Raw genomic sequence first — 18,274 nt, forward strand, 5'->3', positions numbered from 1 at the left:
GATGATTCCGCACGACCTCACCTTCGTCCTCGGCGGCGCGCGCTCGGGCAAGAGCGCGCACGCCGAGCGGCTCGCCGCCGACAGCGGCCGCCCCGTCACCTATATCGCGACCGCGACGGCGACCGCCGCCGATGCCGAATTCGAACGGCGCATCGCGCATCACCGCGCGCGCCGGCCGGCCGACTGGGGCTTCGCCGATGCGAGCGTCGACCTCGCCGGCACGTTCGCGCGGCTCGACGATCCGCGCGCGTGCCTGCTGGTCGACTGCCTGACGCTGTGGCTCACGAACCTGCTGTGCCCGCTTGACGGCGAACCGCTCGACGATGCGCAGTACGCGGCGCAAGTCGAGCGGCTCGAGCACGCGTTGCGCAACGCACGCGCGCAGGTGATCGTCGTCAGCAACGAAATCGGGCTCGGCGTCGTGCCGCTCGGGTCGGTCACGCGCCGCTACGTCGACGAGCTCGGACGCCTGAACCAGCGCATCGCCGCGCTCGCGACACGCGTGACACTGCTGGTGGCCGGGCTGCCGCTCGAGCTCAAGGCCGGAGCGCCGTCATGCTGATGCTGTCGCTGCCGGTCGTCGCGATGCTCGCGGTCGCGGCCGCGCTCGTCGATCGCCTCGTCGGCGAACCGGCCGGCTGGCATCCGCTCGTCGCGTTCGGCCGGCTCGCCGGCCGCATCGAAGGCGCACTGAACACGGGCCGGCGCGGCCGCGCGGTTGGCGTTGCCGCATGGGTCGCGGCGGTGTTGCCGCCGGTGGCCGTCGCCGCATGGCTCGCGGCCGTGCTGCCGTGGCCGCTCGCGGCCGCGCTGCACGTCGCGCTGCTATGGTTCGCGCTCGGCGCGAAGAGCCTCGCCGACCACGTCGCGCCGATCGCCGCCGCGCTGCTGCGGCACGATCTCGACGCCGCACGCGCGCTGACCGCGCGGATCGTGTCGCGCGACACGAGCGAAGCCGACGAAGGCGCGCTGTCGCGCGCGGCCGTCGAATCGGCGCTCGAAAACGGCAACGATGCGATCTTCGGCGCGCTCTTCTGGTTCGTCGTCGCGGGCGGCCCCGGCGCGCTGCTGTTCCGGCTCGCGAACACGCTCGATGCGATGTGGGGCTACCGCACGCCACGCTTCCTGACCTTCGGCTGGGCCGCCGCGCGCCTCGACGATGCACTCAACTGGATTCCCGCGCGCCTCACCGCCGCGAGCTACGCGCTGCTCGGCGACACGGCCGCCGCGTGGCGCTGCTGGCGCACGCAGGCACGCCACTGGGACAGCCCGAACGCGGGTCCCGTGATGTCTGCAGGCGCCGGCAGCCTGAACGTGCAGCTCGGCGGCCCGGCCGTCTATCACGGCGAAATCGAAGAGCGCCCCGCGCTCGGCACCGGCGCGCCCGCAACGGCCGTGCACGTCGTCGCCGCGCTGTCGCTCGTCACGCGCACGCTCGCGCTGTGGCTCGCGCTGCTCGTCGCGAGCGGCGCACTCATCCTCGCTACCCATCATGTCTGACGCACGCATCCCGCACGGCGGCAACCTGCACGAAGCCGCGCGCCGCCACGGCATTCCGTACGACGCCTGGCTCGACCTGTCGACCGGCATCAATCCGGTCGGCTATCCGGTGCCGCCGGTCCCGGCCGACGCATGGCGCCGGCTGCCCGACGACGGCGATGCGCTCGCCGCGCGCGCGGCCGGCTACTATCACGCGCCCGATGCCGAGCACGTGCTGCCGGTCGCCGGCAGCCAGGCCGCGATCCGCGCGTTGCCCGCGCTGCTGCCGACCGGCGACGCCGGCGTCGCGACACTCGCGTATGGCGAATATGCGCCTGCCTTCGCGCGCCACGGCCATCGCGTCGTACCGCTCGACATCGACGCGGACGTGTTGCCTGCGACGTTGCGTCACGTCATCGTCGGGAATCCGAATAATCCGACCGCCGAATCCGTGCCAACCGAACGGCTGCTCGGCTGGCATGCGCAGCTGTCGACACGCGGCGGCACGCTGATCGTCGACGAGGCATTCGCGGATACCGGCGCCACCCCATCGCTCGCGCAGTACACCGATCGTCCGGGTCTCGTCGTGCTGCGCTCGGTCGGCAAGTTTTTCGGGCTTGCCGGCATTCGTGCAGGCTTCGTGCTCGCGCATCCCGACCTGATCGCCGCATTGCGCGACGTGCTCGGCGCCTGGACCGTCAGCGGCCCCGCGCGTCATGCGGTCGCCGCCGCGTTCGCCGATCGCGCATGGCAGGCTGCCGCGCGCGATCGGCTCGCGGCCGACGGCGAACGACTCGCCACGCTGCTGCGCATGCACGGCTTCGCAGTACGTGCGACACCGCTCTTCAGCTGGACCGACGACCCGCGCGCCGCCGCGCTGCATGCGGCGCTCGCCGCGCGCGGAATCTGGACACGGCACTTCGCGCGACCGTCGAGCATACGCGTCGGCCTGCCGGGAAGCGAAGCCGAATGGCAGCACATCGCCGACGCGCTCGCGCAGTGCGTCCCGGCGCTGCAACGGGCATCCGCATGAACGTTCGCCTGTTCCGCCGGCTACCGCCGCTCGTAACACTCGTCGCGCTCGCGCCTTTCGCTCATGCCGACGTCACGGCACACGACGATGCCGGCAATACCGTCACGCTGCCTGCGTCGGCGCAACGCGTGATCAGTCTCGCGCCGCATGCGACCGAGCTGGTCTACGCGGCTGGCGGCGGCGCGAAGCTGGTCGGCACCGTCACGTACAGCGACTATCCGCCCGCCGCGCAGGCCGTGCCGCGCGTCGGCGACAACAAGGCACTCGACCTCGAGCGGATCGCCGCGCTGAAGCCGGACCTGATCATCGTCTGGCGGCACGGCAATGCCGAACGGCAGACCGATGCGCTGCGGGCGCTGCACATCCCGCTGTTCTTCAGTGAACCGAAGCATCTCGACGATGTGGCGACGTCGCTGCGCCGGCTCGGCACGCTGCTCGGCACGGAACCGGTCGCCGACGCGGCCGCGGCATCGTTTTCGCGCGACATCGCGGCGCTGCGCGCGCGTTACGCGACGCGTCCGCCCGTCACGATGTTCTTCCAGGTATGGGACCGGCCGCTGACGACGCTCAACGGCGCGCACCTGTTCAACGACGTCATTGCGCTGTGCGGCGGCCGCAACGTGTTCGCGGCGCTGAAGCCGCTCGCGCCGACCGTCACCGACGAGGCCGTGCTCGCGGCGAATCCTGAAGCGATCGTGACGACGAGCGCCGGCGCGACGCGCTCGGATGCGCCGCTGCCGAGCCTCGCGCGCTGGCGTGCCTGGCCCGCGCTGACGGCCGTGGCGCACAACAACCTGTTCGCGATCGACGGCGACCTGCTGACCCGTCCGTCGCCGCGGATCGCGCAAGGCGCGGCTGCGCTGTGCGAGGATCTCGACGCCGCGCGGGCGCGGCGGCCGGCGCGCTGATTCCGGCCTTCGGCGCCCTGCGGCGCGTCGGAGGCGGACGCGAGCGCCTACGCGTCCCAGTGGACGACTTCCCACGGGCGGGCGGCATCATCCATGCGCAGCCACACGACGCCGCCCGTCGGTACCGGTCGCGACAGCACCGTATCGAGCGGCACGCGCAACGCGTGCGACGCGAGCGCGCGAATCACGCCTGCATGCGTGAGTGCCCATTGCGGCGCATCGGTCTGCGCGACCGTGCCCGCGATCCGTGCGACACGCGCGGCGAACCGTGCGACGCTTTCGCCGCCGTGCGCGCATGCGTGCATCAGGTCGGCCGCCCACGCGTCGAGCGCGGCGCGGTCGATGTCGTCCCAGCGCTGCAGCTCCCACGTGCCGAAGTCCATTTCCCGCCAACCCGCGTCGCACCGCAGCGGCACGTCGAGCGCTTGCGCGAGCCGTTCGGCGACCGACGCGCAGCGCGCAAGCGGGCTTGTCCAGACCTGTTCGGGCAACGGCGCTGCGAGCGCCGCCAGACGCTCGCGCACGGCCTGCGCGCCCGCATCGGCCGATGCCGCGAGCGGCACGTCGCTTCGCCCGTAGCAGACGCCCGGCTCGACATCGACGGCCGGATGGCGGATCAGGACGAGGTCCATCCGAGCACCACCAGATAGATCGCCAGTTCACTCAGTTGCTGCGCGAAGCCGAGACAGTCGCCGGTATAGCCGCCGATCCGCTTCACGAAATAGCGGGCCGCCCATGCACGCACGATCACGAGCGCGACGAGGGCCGCAATGCCCGCGCGCCAGTCCGGCCAGATGAGCCACGGCAGCCCGAATGCGGCCGCGACCGACGCCGAGCGTGCACCCATGCGCTGCGCGACCGGTTTCGCCTTGCCCTCCGGCCGGACGTAGTCGAGCGACATCAGCAGGCTCACGGCCGCCGCGCGGCTCGCCGCATGTGCGGCGATCATCGTCCACGCGGCGCGCAGCGGCGGCATGGCCGCGAGCGCCTGCCATTTCAGGCCGAGCGCGATCACGAGCGCGACCGCGCCGAACGTGCCGATTCGCGAGTCGTGCATGATGCGCAGCACGTCGTCGCGCGCATAGCCGCCGCCGAACGCATCGCAGCTGTCGGCGAGGCCATCCTCGTGGAACGCGCCGGTCGCGAGCAGCGTCGCGGCCATCGACAGCCCAACTGCGATCGACGCGGGCAGCACGCGCAGCGCCGCGAGATAGACGAGCGCGCCCCACGCGCCGACGCATGCGCCGATCAGCGGGAAGTAACGCGCGGCCTGGTCGAGATCGCCCGCCGCGTAGCCGATCGCGCGCGGCACCGGCACGCGCGTGAAATAGCCGAGCGCGACGAAGAAGTAGCGCAGTTCGGCGCGTACGCCGCGCGCGTGCTCAGGCGTCACGATTGTCGACGCCCGCGGATTCGAAGCTCGCCATCTCGGTGAGGAACGCGGCCGCCGCGCGCACCAACGGCAGCGCGAGCGCGGCGCCCGTGCCTTCACCGAGCCGCAGGTCGAGCGCGAGCAGCGGCTTCGCGCCGAAATGCTCGAGCATGCGCCGGTGGCCGGCCTCGTGCGACGTATGCGAAAACACGCAGTAGTCGCGCACACCGGGCGCGATGCGCTCGGCGACGAGCAGCGCGGCCGTCGCGATGAAACCGTCGACGAGGATCGTCATCCGCTCGCTCGCGGCCGCGAGATACGCGCCCGTCATCATCGCGATCTCGAAGCCGCCGAACGTCGCAAGCACGTCAAGCGGCGCGATCGCGTGCGAATGCCGGACGAGCGCGCGGCCGAGCACCGCGCGCTTGTGTGCGAGCCCCTGGTCGTCGAGGCCCGTGCCGCGCCCGACACACGCGTCGATCGGCACGTCGAGCAGCCGGCTCATCAGGCATGCGGCCGACGACGTGTTCGCGATCCCCATCTCACCGAAGCCGATCACGTTCGTGCCGAGCGATGCGTGCAGGCGTACGCGTGCGGCGCCGGCCGCGAGCGCGGTGTTCGCCTCGTCGCGCGTCATCGCGGGCTCAACCGCGAAGTTGCGCGTGCCGCGCGCGATCGGCAGCGACACGAGCCGGTCGGATACCGGCAGCGGCGACGCGACGCCCGCATCGACGATCTCGAGCACGCTCTGCGCGACACCCGAGAACGCATTGATCGCCGCGCCGCCGGCCAGGAAGTTCGCGACCATCTGCGCGGTGACCGACTGCGGATACGGGCTCACGCCCTCGGCCGCGATCCCGTGGTCGCCGGCGAACACGATCGTGACGGGGCGCTGCAGCTGCGGCCGCTCGGTATGCTGGATCAGGCCGATCTGCAGCGCGATCGCCTCGAGCTGGCCAAGACTGCCCGGCGGCTTGGTCTTGTGATCGATCACATGCTGCAGGCGCTTGCGCAGCGTGTCGTCGAGCGGCGCGATCGCGGGCGGGAAGTCGGTCGGTTTCGTCATCGGAAGGTTGCCTCGTTGGCGCGGCCGCTGCCGCGCATCGAAAGAAGGGAGTTCATCGCCGCTCGGGCCACGCAGGCAGCAGCGCGTCGCGGCCGTTCTCGCGAATCAGCACGAGCGGATAGCCGAACGCGTCGCTCGCGCGCGCCGGCGTCAGCACGTCGTGCACGGGGCCCGCCCACGCATGGCCGCGGCCGTCGAGCAACAGCGCGTGCGTCGCGAAACGCCGCGCGAGATTCAGGTCGTGGCACGAGAACAGCACCGTGCGCGGGCCCGCGTCGAGCCACGCGCCCAGCGCGGTCAGGCCATCGATCTGGTGATGCAGGTCGAGATGGGCGAGCGGTTCGTCGAGCAGCATCAGCGGCGCGTCCTGGCACAGGGTCGCGGCCAGCGCGACGCGCTGCCGCTCGCCGCCCGACAGCGACAGCACGTCGCGCGACGCGAGCTCGGCGAGCCCGAACGTCGCGAGCGCGGCGCGCGCGGCCGCACGGTCCTCGTCACGCTCCCAGCCCCAGCCGCCAAAATACGGAAAGCGGTTGAGCAGCACCGTGTCGAATACCGTCGCGCTGAACGCGTCGTGCAGTTGTTGCGGCATCAGCGCGCGGCGCCGCGCGAGCGCTTCGGGCGACCACGCGGCGAGCGGCCGGCCGTCGATCTCGACGTGGCCGCCGGCCGGCTGCTGCAGGCCCGCGAGCGTCGCGAGCAGCGTCGTCTTGCCTGCGCCGTTCGGCCCCGCGACGCACCAGATCTCGCCGGGCCGGAACCCTTGCGTGAAGCCGTCGAGCAGCGTCCGTGCGCCGGCCTTCAGCGTCAGGTCGACCGCCGCGCAGGCCATGTCGCCGCCGGTGTGCGATACGGTGTGCGTCATCGCATCGGTCTCCTCAGCAACATCCACAGGAACACCGGCACGCCGATCAACGCAGTCATCACGCCGACCGGCAATTGCGCGGGTGCGATCGCGGTGCGCGCGAGCAGGTCCGCCGCCATCACGCCGCCGCCGCCCGCGAGCATCGCGGCGGGCAGCAGCATGCGCTGGTCGTTGCCGAATGCGAGCCGCAGCGCGTGCGGCACGACGAGGCCGACGAAGCCGATCGTGCCGGCCGTCGTCACCGCGGCCGCGGCGGCCAGCGACGCGACGAGGTAGATCCGCATGCGCAGTCTCGCGACCGGCACGCCAAGCGCATGTGCAGTCGCGTCGCCGCGCAGCAGCACGTTGAGTTGCGGCGCGGCCGGCAGCGCGACGCAGGCGGCCACCAGCAGCGCACCCCATGCGAACCAGGGCGCCGTCACGCCGTTCAGGTCGCCCGTCAGCCAGAAGATGATGCCGCGCAGCCGCGCATCGGGCGCGAGCGACAGCAGCAGCGTGACGAGCGCGCCCCACCCGGCCGCGATCACGACACCGGTGAGCAGCAGCCGCGGCGACGCATCGCGCGAATCGCCGCGCCACAGCTCGCGGCGAGCCAGCCCGAGCACGAGCGCGACCGACGCGAGCGAGCCGGCGAACGCGGACGCATCGACGAGCCACCACGCGGCGCCCGCGATCATCGCGACGAGCGCGAAGCCCGCCGCGCCGCCCGACACGCCGAGCACGTACGGCTCCGCGAGCGGATTGCGCAGCAGCACCTGCAGCAGCGCACCGGCGAGCGCGAGCAGCGCGCCGCAGGCGAAACCCGCGAGCGCGCGCGGCAGCCGCAGCGTGCGCACGATGTCGGCGAACAGCGCGTCGCCGCCGTGCGGCACGAGCGACGCGAGCGCCTGCCACGGCGACATCGGCACGCTGCCGATCGACAGCGACGCGACGAACAGCAGCGCGACCACGGCCGCAAGCACGGCCCAGATCGCGGCGGCACGCGCGGCGCTCATGCGGCGTACGGCATCGCGCATGACGCGCGACAGGTCGGCTGACCACTATTGCCGACCGAGCGCGGCACGGGCGTCGCGCTTCGGCGCGTTGTAGGCATACGCAAGCTCGTTATCCTTGTCGAACGGGTTGTTGCGCCGCACGCCGGCCATACCGGCATGCAACGGCCGCGATCCGCCGGGCCGCACCTTCGCGCGACCGGCGTTCTGCGCAATATAGTGGAAGGTGCCGCATCGGGTCGATCGGCGTGGTGACGACGAGCGTCGGCGCCGATCCCGGACGAATCGGCGTCCGCCGCGGCCTGCGCGACGGCGGCAAGCGGTACGCCGCGGCGTGCGCCGAATGCCGTGCGGACGATTGGGGTCAGCATCGAAGACAAGTCCCGTGAAGCACTGCGCGCCCCGCTTCCCCGCAGGCCGCGCGTCATGAAGCCGTGCTGGCTCCTCGCCTCGGCCGGTATCCGGGCTGGCGGCGTACCGGCTCGCCTTCCCGCGCGTGTCACGCGCAGTGGCCCGCGCCCGCGTGCGACCTGCACGCGAAACGCGCCCGAGCCGGCCTGCGTCACGCGACGCGGCCGCTTACCGTTGCGGGGGCAGCGCAGGTTGGCGATCTCCGGGCGGAGCGCGCGGCCTGCTTCCCGTTTAACCGCGCGACGCACGCGCGAGCACCGAGGCGGCGCCAGTTTAGGAGCCGGCCGCGCGAGCGTCAAGAAAGCGGCCGAACGCGTGCCTGGCGCGCGCCGCGAACACGCCGGAGCCGTGTATTCGCGGCAAGAAGCCGGGGTGTTACGACTGGAAACGTTACAGATGTCGGAATGCGCGTTATTCCGCGCTAAAATGCTGGGTCTTTAGAGGACGCAGCAGATGCTCAACGAACTCGAAACTTTATCTCAAAATATTGGCCGTCTGATCTCGCTGAACAAGCGCTATCACTCGGAACGGCTCGCGCTCGAGGAGCAGGTCGCGCAAATGCGCGCGGAAGCGGACGCGGTCCGCGCGGAACTTGCGCAACTGCGCGACGAACGCAATGCGCTCGCGGCCGAGCGCGACACGCTGTCGGCAAAGATCGACGACGCCCAGGTCAAACTGAACGCGATTCTCGAAAAGCTGCCGCGCACGAAGAATGCGGAGCAAACCGACAACCAGCTCGACCTGCTGGATGCGCAGGCGCGCACGGATAGCGACGACGCGGCCAGCCACGGAGAACATGCATGAGCACCAAGCAGATCGAAGTCTCGATTCTCGGTCAGCCCTATCGGCTCGCCTGTTCGGCCGAGACCGAAGCGGCGCTGCTCGAGGCCGTCGCGCGCGTCGACGCCGAAATGTCGAAGATCCGCGCGAACAGCTCGGTGCGCGGCACCGATCGCATCGCGGTAATGGCGGCATTGTCGCTCGCATCCGAATTGCTGCGGCTGCAAACGAGCGTGCGGCACGGTGAAGCATTTCCGGCGGAAGAAATCCGTCGTACAATGCATCAGATGAACGAACAGCTCGGCGCGGTGCTCGCACAGCACGAGACGCAGTAACGTTTGATCGATGCGTCGATTCCCCTTGATCTCGGCGATCAACGGTGGTCAAATTGGCGCAACGAAACACAGTTCAGTCAGCTTCCCTGCCTGGTTCGCCAAGGTCATATATTCCTTGAACCAATGCCATGTGCACGGTTGCGGAAATTTGTAGCACGGGCGCGCGCGTCACTCTGTCTGATGTACCCGATGTGCTGCTAACTGCGACCAATTCTGAACCCCAGGTTCAGGATGCCGGCCTAGCGGCCAAGGCGGGGGCCTATCCAACGGCATCGGGCGAGTCCCGATGCCGTTTCCTTTTGTAGCAGCCTCTTTCTGCGTCGATCACGACCATGCAATACTGGCTGATGAAGTCCGAACCGGACGAAGCAAGCATCGACGACCTCGCGCACGCGCCGCAGCATTCGCTGCCCTGGACCGGCGTGCGCAACTATCAGGCGCGCAATTTCATGCGCGACACGATGAAGATCGGCGACGGTGTGCTGTTCTATCACTCGAGTTGCCCCGAGCCAGGCATCGCGGGCCTCGCCGAAGTCTCGTCGACACCCTACCCCGATCCCACCCAGTTCGATCCAAAAAGCCCGTATTACGATCCGAAGTCGACGCAGGAAGCACCACGCTGGCTGCTCGTCGACGTGCGCTTCGTGAAAAAATCGCCGCTCGTGCCGCTCGCCGCGCTGCGCGAACACGACGAACTCGCCGACATGCGCGTGCTCGCGCGCGGCAACCGACTGTCGATCACGCCCGTCACGCGCGCCGAATGGCGCTTCATCACCGAAAAGCTGATGAAGTAGGCGCACGCAGTAAGGCGCGTGCAGCTCGCGCACGCCAAAGGTCAAATCCGGTCAACACGCGCCACAATCACGGAACTCGCGGAGCGTTCGCGCGGCCTAAGCAACCGCTGTCGTCCGATCGGGCGACGGCCGTTTTTTGTCGCGCGGTACGCCCGCGTCGCGCACGCGTGATCCGCGTGCGCGCCCTCGCACAAGGAATCCAACAATGACCAAGAAATCCGCACTCGCGCTGTCGCTCGCCCTCGCCGTCGCCATGCCCGTCGCGCTGACGCTCGCGTCGCCGGCCGCGCACGCGCAAACCGCGAACCCGCACTTTCCGGAGCCGGCGGGCGTGCTGTCGCTGTCGTCGCAGGCCAGCGCCGACGTGCCGCAGGACATCATCCACATCACGCTGTTCTACGAACAGCAGGCGAAGGACCCGGGCAGCCTGACGTCCGCGCTGAACCAGCGCGCCGATGCGGCGCTCGCACAGGCGAAGGGCGTGTCGGGCGTTACCGCACACACCGGCGCGTTCTCCGTATATCCGAGCACCGATCGCGACGGGAAAATCTCCGCATGGCGCGGCCGTACCGAAGTCGTGCTCGAATCGCGCGACTTCGCGGCGGCGTCGAAACTCGCGGGCCAGTTGTCGAACCAGATGCAGGTCGCGAACGTCGAGTTCTCGCTGTCGCCCGAAGCGCAGCGTGCGGCCGAGCAGAAGCTCACGACCGAAGCGATCAAGTCGTTCCGTGCACGCGCGGACGAAGCCGCGAAGGCCTTCGGCTACAGCAGCTACTCGATTCGCGACGTGAACGTCGGCGGCGGCCGCAATGTGCAGCCGTACACGCGCATGATGGCGATGGCCGCGGCGCCGATGGACAACGCGAAGATGAGCGCGCCGATCTCGGTCGAAGGCGGCAAGGCGACCGTGTCGGTGACGGTCAACGGCTCGGTGCAGATGAAGTAACGCGCATCGCGCGACGCTCGGCAGATGCGAAAACGCCGGCCCGAAGGCCGGCGTTTTCATTTGTGATCCTGCGCTTTGCGATCCTGCGGTCGGTGCGCATGCCGATCGTGCGCATCGGCATCGCATCACGCGTCATACGTCACACGGAGCGCGCATGACACAACTCCATTACGCAACCGCATTCGCCGCGCGGCGGCGATACGCCCACACCATCAGCGCAATGCCCGTGAGAATCATCGGCAGCGACAGCCACTGCCCCATCGACAGGCCGAGGGCGAGCAGGCCAAGGAAATCGTCCGGTTCGCGCGCGAATTCGACCGTGAAGCGCGCGAGCCCGTAGCCGATCAGGAACAGCGCGGACACCGCCCCCATCGGCCGCGGCTTGCGCGAGAAGAAGAACAGCGCGAAGAACAGCGCAATGCCTTCGAGCGCGATTTCGTAGAGCTGCGAAGGATGGCGCGGCAGCATCTGGTATTGCATGAACACGTCGGCGAGATGCCACTTCTCGACGAGCGCCGGATGCTTCGGCAGCCATGCTGCGTCGTCGCGCATCGCGCCCGGGAACATCATCGCCCACGGCGAATTCGGATCGGTCACGCGACCCCACAGCTCGCCGTTGATGAAGTTGCCGAGCCGCCCGGCCGCGAGCCCCGTCGGCACCATCGGCGCCACGAAATCGGTGACCTGCAGCCAGTGGCGCTTGCGCTGCCACGCGAACAGCGCCATCGCGAGCGTCACGCCCAGGAAGCCGCCGTGGAACGACATCCCGCCCTCCCACACCTTGAACACGTCGAGCGGATGCGAGAAGTAGAAGTCAGCCTTGTAGAACAGCACGTAGCCGAGCCGGCCGCCGAGCACGGTGCCGAGCACGCCGTAGAACATCATGTCGTCGATGTCCTTCGCGGTCCAGCCCTGCGCCGCGACATGCGGCAGCTTCAGGCGGATCCGGCCGACGACGATCGCCGCGATGAAGCCGACGAGATACATGAGGCCGTACCAGCGCACGGCCAGCGGCCCGAGGTGGATCGCTACGGGGTCGAAATTCGGGTGAATGATCATGGGTTAGCGATGAAGTTTTCGAATGCGGTACGGCGCTCGCACCGGCGCCGCACCACGCATTGGACGGCGCCGGCGCGCCATCGTTCGCATCACGCGGCGAGACCGTGTGCGCGCACGACGTCGATGAAGCCGGCAAGCACGGGGCTGACATCCCCCGTGCGCCACACGAGGCCCGTCTCGACGACCGGCGCGTCGCCGGCGAGCGGCCGGTAGACCACGCCGGTGCGCCGCAGGTTACGCAGCGACTGCGGCACCAGTGCGACACCCATGCCGGCCGACACGAGGCTGACGATCGTCTGCATCTGGATCGCCTCCTGGCCGATGCGCGGGGTTTCCCCCGCCGCGCCGTAGCAGCCCGTAATGATGTCATAAAAGCCGGGCGCCAAACGGCGCGGGAAGATCACGAGCGGCAACGCGGCCAGCTCGGCCAGATGCACGGGTTCGTCTTCGGGCACGTCCGGCGCCGCGGCCGCCGGCATCGCGACCACCAGCGGCTCGCGCACGACCGGCAGGTACGACAGCCCGGCCGCGTGGCGCGGCGGCACGGGCGGAATCACGAGCCCCGCGTCGATGCGGCCCGCGACGAGTTCGTCGATCTGCACGTCGCTCGTCGCCTCCGCGAGCTGCAGCCGCACCTGCGGATAGCGCGCGCCGAACGCGCGCAGCAGCGACGGCAGCAGCCCGTAATCGGCGGTCGACACGAACGCGAGCGACAGCGAACCGGCTTCGCCGCGCGCGAGGCGCCGTGCGAGCGGCGGCAGCGCGTCGGCCGACGCGAGCAGCCTGCGCACGTCGGGCAGCAGCGCGGCACCCACCGCCGTCAGCGCAACCGAGCGCTTGGTGCGCACGAACAGCGCGACACCGAGCGCATCCTCGAGCGCCCGGATCGCCTGCGACAGCGGCGGCTGCGTCATCGACAGGCGCTCGGCTGCGCGGCCGAAATGGCGCTCGTCGGCGACGGTCACGAAATAGCGCCACTGGCGCAGGTCGGGTGTCGGGTCGGCCATGCCTCACTCATTCGCAAAACGACTTAATAGGCGACAAATAATATATTGGACATCCCAAACCGGAAACTCCATTCTTGACTGATCCGAACCGGCGCGCCGTTCGCGGGCGTCGCCAATACAACGATGGAGCTCCCCATGCCGTACAACCGTCGCTCGAAGCACATCACGCAAGGCGTGGCCCGTTCGCCGAACCGCTCGATGTATTACGCACTCGGCTATCAGAAGGACGATTTCGACAAGCCGATGATCGGCATCGCGAACGGCCACTCGACGATCACGCCGTGCAACTCGGGCCTGCAGCGGCTGTCGGACGCGGCCGTCGCGGCAGTCAAGGCGGCCGACGCGAACCCGCAGATCTTCGGCACGCCGACGATCTCCGACGGCATGTCGATGGGCACCGAGGGGATGAAGTACTCGCTGGTGTCGCGCGAAGTGATCGCCGACTGCATCGAGACCTGCGTGCAGGGCCAGTGGATGGACGGCGTGGTGGTGGTCGGCGGCTGCGACAAGAACATGCCGGGCGGGATGATCGCGCTCGCGCGCCTGAACGTGCCGGGCATCTACGTGTACGGCGGCACGATCCGTCCCGGTCACTGGAAGGGCCGCGACCTGACGATCGTGTCGTCGTTCGAGGCGGTCGGCGAGTTCACCGCGGGCCGGATGTCGCAGGAGGATTTCGAGGGAGTCGAGCAGAACGCGTGCCCGACATCGGGGTCGTGCGGCGGGATGTACACCGCGAACACGATGAGTTCGTCGTTCGAGGCGCTCGGTATGTCGCTGATGTACTCGTCGACGATGGCGAACCCCGACCAGGAGAAGGTCGATTCGGCCGCCGAATCGGCGCGCGTGCTGGTCGAGGCGGTGAAGCGCGACCTGAAGCCTCGCGACATCATCACGAAGGCGTCGATCGAGAACGCGGTGTCGCTGATCATGGCAACCGGCGGCTCCACCAACGCGGTGCTGCACTATCTCGCGATCGCGCACGCGGCGGAGGTCGACTGGACGATCGACGACTTCGAGCGCATCCGCAAGCGCGTGCCGGTGATCTGCGACCTGAAGCCTTCGGGCCAGTACGTCGCGACCGACCTGCACGCAGCCGGCGGCATTCCGCAGGTGCTGCGGATCCTGCTCGATGCAGGGCTGCTGCACGGCGACTGCATGACGATCACCGGCCGCACGATCGCCGAGGAGCTGAAGGACGTGCCGGGCGTGCCACGCGCGGACCAGAACGTGATCTTCCCGATCGATCGCGCACTATACAAGGAAGGCCATCTCGCGATCCTGAAGGGCAACCTCGCGGAAGACGGTGCGGTCGCAAAGATCAGCGGCCTGAAGAACCCCGTGATCACGGGCCCGGCGCGCGTGTTCGACGACGAGCAAAGCGCGATGGACGCGATCCTCGGCGACCGGATTCGCGCCGGCGACGTGCTGGTGCTGCGCTATCTCGGCCCGCAGGGCGGCCCCGGCATGCCGGAAATGCTCGCGCCGACGTCGGCGATCATCGGCAAGGGGCTCGGCGAATCGGTCGGCTTCATCACGGACGGCCGCTTCTCGGGCGGCACCTGGGGAATGGTGGTCGGCCACGTCGCGCCCGAGGCGTTCGTCGGCGGCACGATTGCGCTCGTGCAGGAAGGCGATTCGATCACGATCGATGCGCACCGGCTGGTGCTGCAGCTGAACGTCGACGACGCGGAACTCGCGCGCCGGCGCGCTGCGTGGAAGCAGCCGGCGCCGCGCTACACGCGCGGCGTGCTCGCCAAGTACGCGGCCCTCGCGCGTCCGGCGAACAAGGGCGCCGTCACCGGCTGACGCGGCGCGCGGGGCATGCGACCCCATTGCAGGCGGCCGCCGGGAAAACGCGCAAAACGTGCTTTCCCTTTGCTTTTATAATGCGCGAATCGTGAAGCCGGCCGTCCCCCGCCGGCGGAGAACTGCATGAAACAGACGATATTGCGCGCGCTGCTCGTGGCGCTGCTGACCGGCAGCGCGGCGGCGGCCCACGCCGACCAGGCCGGCAACGGGCTCGCGCTCGCACAGCGCAAGAACTGCATGGCCTGCCATGCGGTCGGCAAGCTGCTGATGGGCCCATCGTTCCATGACATCGCCGGCAAGTACGCGGCACGCGCCGACGCCGTCGATTACCTCGCGCAATCGATCGTGAAGGGCAGTGTCGGGGTGTGGGGCAGCGTGCCGATGCCCGCCAATACGCAGCTGACGAGCGCCGAAGCACACACGCTCGCGCAGTGGGTGCTGTCGCTGCATTGAATTGGACCGGATGAGCGGGCGGCGTGCATGCACGCCGCGCTTCCCGTCGGGCACTGTCCCGCTCTCCTCGACATGACCGGCTCGGCGACCCGTCATTGACGATGAACGGAACCGCACCCGCGGTTCCGGCGCACGAACGATCGTGCGCTCAGCCAGAATGACCGGTCTGGCGACGGGCGATCTCTTCGTCGACCGCGTCGCGAACCCACTCCATCACTTCGGTTTCGAGCGCCAACGCCACTTCGCGCGTGATCTGGCCGACCAGCCAGGCCGTATGGTCGTGCAGCGCATCGCGGCAGCGGGCCTCGATCGCCTCGCGCCCTTCCCCGGTCAGATAATTCGTCAGCCGATTGCGCAGACGCTCGGCAATACGCTGCGCGTCCTCCGGCGTCAGCGCGGCGGCCGCAGGCGTGTCCGGCTGCGATACGCCGGCGAGCTGATCCGTAGCCAGCCCGTCGGCAGCCGGTGCGAGCCCATGCGGCAGCACCGCTTCGTCGGCCTCGCGCGGCGCCGCCGCGGCAAAGGCGGGCTGCTGCGTGTCATCGGTGGCCAGTGCGGAGCGCAGCGGCGCCTGCATCCCACCAGACTCTTCGGCGACGATGTGTCCGGCGGCACCGGGTTGCGCCGGTGCGTCGCTGTCGCCGGGCAATTCGACGGTCGGGACGTCCGGCGTCGGCACCGGCTCGACCACCACGGATTCGGGGTCGGGTCCCACGTGTTCCGATGCGGCGGACGGCGTGGCCGGATGGCCCGGCGCGACCACGTCGGTCAGCGCCGGCACGGCGGCATCGTCGCTCGGCGGCGCATCGGCCGCGGACGAACGCTCCGGCGCCGGCTTGCCCGGCACCAGCACGTCGGTCAGCGTCGGAATCGAAGAAGATTCGGCTTGTGTCACGGGGATGCTCCGTCGACGGTTTCGGCTAGCTGCCCTGCTTGTAGTTGTTCAGCGCGTATCCGCGATCGCGGTAGAAGCGGTAGCGGTCGCGGCCCGCGGCCAGTTCGTCCGGCGCGTTGCCGACCACTTCGAGCAGGCGCTCGAAACGGGCGAACTGCGCGGGCACGGCCGCACCGAGGTTCAGCAGCACATGGTGATGCGGCGCCTGGTCGAGATCGGCGGTCAGCACGATCGGCGTGCCGGCCGCGTGCGCGCTGTCGACGCCGCAATGCGGGATGAAATCGAGCGGCGAGAACGTCCAGAGCCGCTCGTCGAGCGCGCGCAGGCGCGCGGGTTCCGCGAGCACGACGACCGGCTGCCCGGCCTGATAGGCCTTGCGCAGCAGCCGGCATGCATACGCGAGCGAATCGCCGACGTTCGAATGGAAATCGATTCGCGTCATTGCCCGCGTACCCGCATCGTCGTAAGACCTGCCATCACTATCACTGGCCGGCGCGGTCGATCAGGAACTGCGCGAGCAGCGGCACCGGACGGCCGGTCGCGCCCTTCGCCGCGCCCCCCTTCCATGCGGTACCGGCGATGTCCAGGTGCGCCCACGGATAGCTTTCCGTGAAGCGCGACAGGAAGCACGCCGCCGTCACGGCACCGGCCGGACGCCCGCCGATGTTCGCGATGTCCGCGAAATTCGACTTCAGCTGATCCTGGTACTCGTCGTCGAGCGGCATGCGCCATGCCGGGTCGTTCGCTTCGCGCGATGCGTCGAGCAGTTCGCCCGCGAGTGCATCGTCCTTCGAGAACAAGCCGCTGTTATGGGCGCCGAGCGCGATCACGCATGCGCCCGTCAGCGTCGCCACGTCGATCACCGCGGCCGGCTTGAAGCGCTCCGCATAAGTCAGCGCGTCGCACAGGATCAGGCGACCCTCGGCGTCGGTGTTCAGCACCTCGATCGTCAACCCCTTCATGCTGGTGACGATATCGCCCGGCTTCGTCGCGTTGCCGCCCGGCATGTTCTCGCAGGTCGGCACGATCGCGACCACGTTGATCTTCAGGCCCATTTCGGCGACTGCACGCATCGTGCCGAGCACCGAACCGGCGCCGCACATGTCGTACTTCATCTCGTCCATGCCCTCACCCGGCTTCAGCGAGATGCCGCCCGTGTCGAACGTGATGCCCTTGCCGACCAGCACGACCGGCGCGGCCTTCGCGGCGGCACCCTGGTAATGGAGCACGATGAACTGCGGCGGCTCGACCGACGCGCGCGCCACCGACAGGAACGAGCCCATCTTGAGCGCCTGGATCTGCTTCAGGCCGAGCACCTCGGCCTTCAGACCCCAATCCTTCGCGATCTTCTTCGCGGTGTTGCCGAGATAGGTCGGCGTGCACACGTTGCCGGGCAGGTTGCCCAGATCGCGCGTGAGATCCATCCCGTTCGCGAGCGCGACGGCCTGCTTGACCGCCAGCTTCGCCGCCTTTTCATCGGCCGGATCGACGCTGAACACGACTCGCTTGAGCGTATGCGACGCCGGTTCCGGCTTGCTCTTCATCTGCGTGAAGCGGTAGGTTTCGTTGCGCAGCGCGAGAATCGCCGCACGCACGCCCCAGTCGGAGCCGCGCTCGTCGACCGGCAGCTGCGCGAGCGTGAACGTGACCTGGACGACCTTGGTCGCCAGCAGCGCGCGCCATGCGGCCGTCGCTGCATCGTTGTAGGCTTTCTGGTTGAAAGCATCCTGCTTGCCGAGCCCGACGAGCAGCACGCGCGACGCGCCGATGCCCGATACCTCGGGGAGGAACAGCGTCTTGCCGCGCTTGCCGTCCATGTCGCCGGCCTTCACCACGCGCGAGATCAGCCCCTTGGTGGCCGTGTCGATGTCGAGCGCTGCGCCTGAAAGGGTCTGCGCCTCGAAGATGCCGAGCACGATGCAATCGGACTTCCCGGTCAGGAACCCCTTGGCCTCGCCTTTGCTCCAATCACAGCCTTTTATGCTAAAGTCCATCGCGCTTGTCCTCGGATAAAATCTGGGCTAAGGATGAAAGCCGCAATTATCCGCTATTTTTCCCGTGGCGGCG

At 69.2% G+C, this 18,274-nt stretch carries 20 protein-coding genes, 1 other RNA gene and 1 riboswitch; of the genes, 11 read left to right on the forward strand and 10 right to left on the reverse strand.

The window, feature by feature from the left end; genetic code table 11:
- The first annotated feature begins 1 nt into the window (after position 1).
- The 4 genes from cobU to DIE15_RS23050 are packed head-to-tail and all read left to right on the forward strand — an operon-like array spanning position 2 to position 3,420.
- The gene (cobU, locus tag DIE15_RS23035) at positions 2–562 is read left to right on the forward strand and encodes a bifunctional adenosylcobinamide kinase/adenosylcobinamide-phosphate guanylyltransferase (RefSeq protein WP_057926210.1); all 561 of its coding nucleotides are present in this window, start codon (positions 2–4) and stop codon (positions 560–562) included.
- A complete protein-coding gene (gene cbiB / locus DIE15_RS23040; protein WP_124834432.1) occupies positions 556–1,500 on the forward strand; it encodes an adenosylcobinamide-phosphate synthase CbiB in 945 nt (314 codons plus the stop codon). The genes cobU and cbiB overlap by 7 nt, the downstream gene beginning before the upstream one ends.
- Positions 1,493–2,512, forward strand: coding sequence for a threonine-phosphate decarboxylase CobD (gene cobD, locus DIE15_RS23045; protein ID WP_124834433.1), 1,020 nt, complete (start codon positions 1,493–1,495; stop codon positions 2,510–2,512). Before cbiB ends, cobD begins: the two co-directional genes overlap by 8 nt.
- Complete coding sequence (locus DIE15_RS23050) at positions 2,509–3,420, forward strand: cobalamin-binding protein (RefSeq protein WP_124834434.1); 912 nt, start codon at positions 2,509–2,511, stop codon at positions 3,418–3,420. Before cobD ends, DIE15_RS23050 begins: the two co-directional genes overlap by 4 nt.
- Before the next feature lie 47 nt (positions 3,421–3,467).
- Here DIE15_RS23050 and cobC read toward each other — a convergent pair whose 3' ends face one another.
- From cobC to DIE15_RS23075, 5 genes are read right to left on the reverse strand one after another with little or no spacing between them, the layout of a single operon-like run.
- Positions 3,468–4,052, reverse strand: a complete 585-nt coding sequence (cobC, locus tag DIE15_RS23055) for an alpha-ribazole phosphatase (RefSeq protein WP_124834435.1) — start codon at positions 4,050–4,052, stop codon at positions 3,468–3,470.
- Positions 4,037–4,813 (reverse strand): adenosylcobinamide-GDP ribazoletransferase, encoded by a 777-nt coding sequence (locus tag DIE15_RS23060; RefSeq protein ID WP_057926028.1) that lies wholly within the window; start codon positions 4,811–4,813, stop codon positions 4,037–4,039. The genes cobC and DIE15_RS23060 overlap by 16 nt, the downstream gene beginning before the upstream one ends.
- Positions 4,803–5,858, reverse strand: coding sequence for a nicotinate-nucleotide--dimethylbenzimidazole phosphoribosyltransferase (gene cobT / locus DIE15_RS23065; RefSeq protein WP_124834436.1), 1,056 nt, complete (start codon positions 5,856–5,858; stop codon positions 4,803–4,805). The genes DIE15_RS23060 and cobT overlap by 11 nt, the downstream gene beginning before the upstream one ends.
- Before the next feature lie 52 nt (positions 5,859–5,910).
- Complete coding sequence (locus tag DIE15_RS23070) at positions 5,911–6,723, reverse strand: ABC transporter ATP-binding protein (RefSeq protein WP_124834437.1); 813 nt, start codon at positions 6,721–6,723, stop codon at positions 5,911–5,913.
- The gene (locus DIE15_RS23075) at positions 6,720–7,718 is read right to left on the reverse strand and encodes an iron ABC transporter permease (protein WP_124834438.1); all 999 of its coding nucleotides are present in this window, start codon (positions 7,716–7,718) and stop codon (positions 6,720–6,722) included. Before DIE15_RS23075 ends, DIE15_RS23070 begins: the two co-directional genes overlap by 4 nt.
- Positions 7,719–8,149: 431 nt before the next feature.
- Positions 8,150–8,403, reverse strand: a riboswitch (cobalamin riboswitch).
- 176 nt (positions 8,404–8,579) lie between these two features.
- On the opposite strand from DIE15_RS23075, the gene DIE15_RS23085 reads away from it, so the two are divergent.
- The 5 genes from DIE15_RS23085 to DIE15_RS23105 all read left to right on the forward strand — a co-directional run bounded on the left by DIE15_RS23085 (position 8,580) and on the right by DIE15_RS23105 (position 10,981).
- Entirely contained in the window at positions 8,580–8,930 is a 351-nt protein-coding gene (locus DIE15_RS23085; RefSeq protein ID WP_057926031.1) for a hypothetical protein, read from the forward strand.
- Positions 8,927–9,241, forward strand: a complete 315-nt coding sequence (locus DIE15_RS23090) for a cell division protein ZapA (protein ID WP_011885730.1) — start codon at positions 8,927–8,929, stop codon at positions 9,239–9,241. The genes DIE15_RS23085 and DIE15_RS23090 overlap by 4 nt, the downstream gene beginning before the upstream one ends.
- Positions 9,242–9,321: 80 nt before the next feature.
- Positions 9,322–9,503: non-coding RNA, 6S RNA (gene ssrS, locus DIE15_RS23095), on the forward strand.
- Between the two features lie 70 nt (positions 9,504–9,573).
- Positions 9,574–10,035, forward strand: a complete 462-nt coding sequence (locus DIE15_RS23100; RefSeq protein WP_006750008.1) for an EVE domain-containing protein — start codon at positions 9,574–9,576, stop codon at positions 10,033–10,035.
- Positions 10,036–10,240: 205 nt separating this feature from the next.
- Complete coding sequence (locus DIE15_RS23105) at positions 10,241–10,981, forward strand: SIMPL domain-containing protein (RefSeq protein ID WP_124834440.1); 741 nt, start codon at positions 10,241–10,243, stop codon at positions 10,979–10,981.
- A 168-nt stretch (positions 10,982–11,149) separates the two neighbouring features.
- Here the strand turns inward: DIE15_RS23105 and lgt are convergent, their stop codons facing one another.
- Positions 11,150–12,040 (reverse strand): prolipoprotein diacylglyceryl transferase, encoded by an 891-nt coding sequence (lgt, locus tag DIE15_RS23110; RefSeq protein ID WP_057926033.1) that lies wholly within the window; start codon positions 12,038–12,040, stop codon positions 11,150–11,152.
- A gap of 89 nt (positions 12,041–12,129) precedes the next feature.
- Complete coding sequence (locus tag DIE15_RS23115; protein WP_057926034.1) at positions 12,130–13,047, reverse strand: LysR substrate-binding domain-containing protein; 918 nt, start codon at positions 13,045–13,047, stop codon at positions 12,130–12,132.
- A gap of 135 nt (positions 13,048–13,182) precedes the next feature.
- Between DIE15_RS23115 and ilvD the strand changes: the two genes are divergently transcribed.
- Both ilvD and DIE15_RS23125 read left to right on the forward strand, forming a co-directional pair.
- Positions 13,183–14,856 (forward strand): dihydroxy-acid dehydratase, encoded by a 1,674-nt coding sequence (gene ilvD, locus DIE15_RS23120; RefSeq protein WP_124834441.1) that lies wholly within the window; start codon positions 13,183–13,185, stop codon positions 14,854–14,856.
- Positions 14,857–14,982: 126 nt separating this feature from the next.
- A complete protein-coding gene (locus DIE15_RS23125) occupies positions 14,983–15,312 on the forward strand; it encodes a c-type cytochrome (RefSeq protein WP_124834442.1) in 330 nt (109 codons plus the stop codon).
- A 148-nt stretch (positions 15,313–15,460) separates the two neighbouring features.
- Here the strand turns inward: DIE15_RS23125 and DIE15_RS23130 are convergent, their stop codons facing one another.
- Genes DIE15_RS23130 through DIE15_RS23140 form a run of 3 tightly spaced genes read right to left on the reverse strand, consistent with a single transcriptional unit; the run spans position 15,461 to position 18,201 of the window.
- On the reverse strand, positions 15,461–16,207 hold the full coding sequence (locus tag DIE15_RS23130) for a DUF2486 family protein (RefSeq protein ID WP_124834443.1): 747 nt from the start codon (positions 16,205–16,207) through the stop codon (positions 15,461–15,463).
- A gap of 25 nt (positions 16,208–16,232) precedes the next feature.
- Positions 16,233–16,649: a DNA polymerase III subunit chi gene (locus DIE15_RS23135; protein ID WP_057926038.1), complete on the reverse strand. Its 417-nt coding sequence runs from the start codon at positions 16,647–16,649 to the stop codon at positions 16,233–16,235.
- 40 nt (positions 16,650–16,689) lie between these two features.
- On the reverse strand, positions 16,690–18,201 hold the full coding sequence (locus tag DIE15_RS23140) for a leucyl aminopeptidase (protein WP_057926039.1): 1,512 nt from the start codon (positions 18,199–18,201) through the stop codon (positions 16,690–16,692).
- Positions 18,202–18,274: the final 73 nt, after the last annotated feature.

Origin of the sequence: Burkholderia sp. Bp9031, assembly GCF_003857965.1 — a bacterium.
GTDB lineage: Bacteria > Pseudomonadota > Gammaproteobacteria > Burkholderiales > Burkholderiaceae > Burkholderia > Burkholderia ambifaria_A.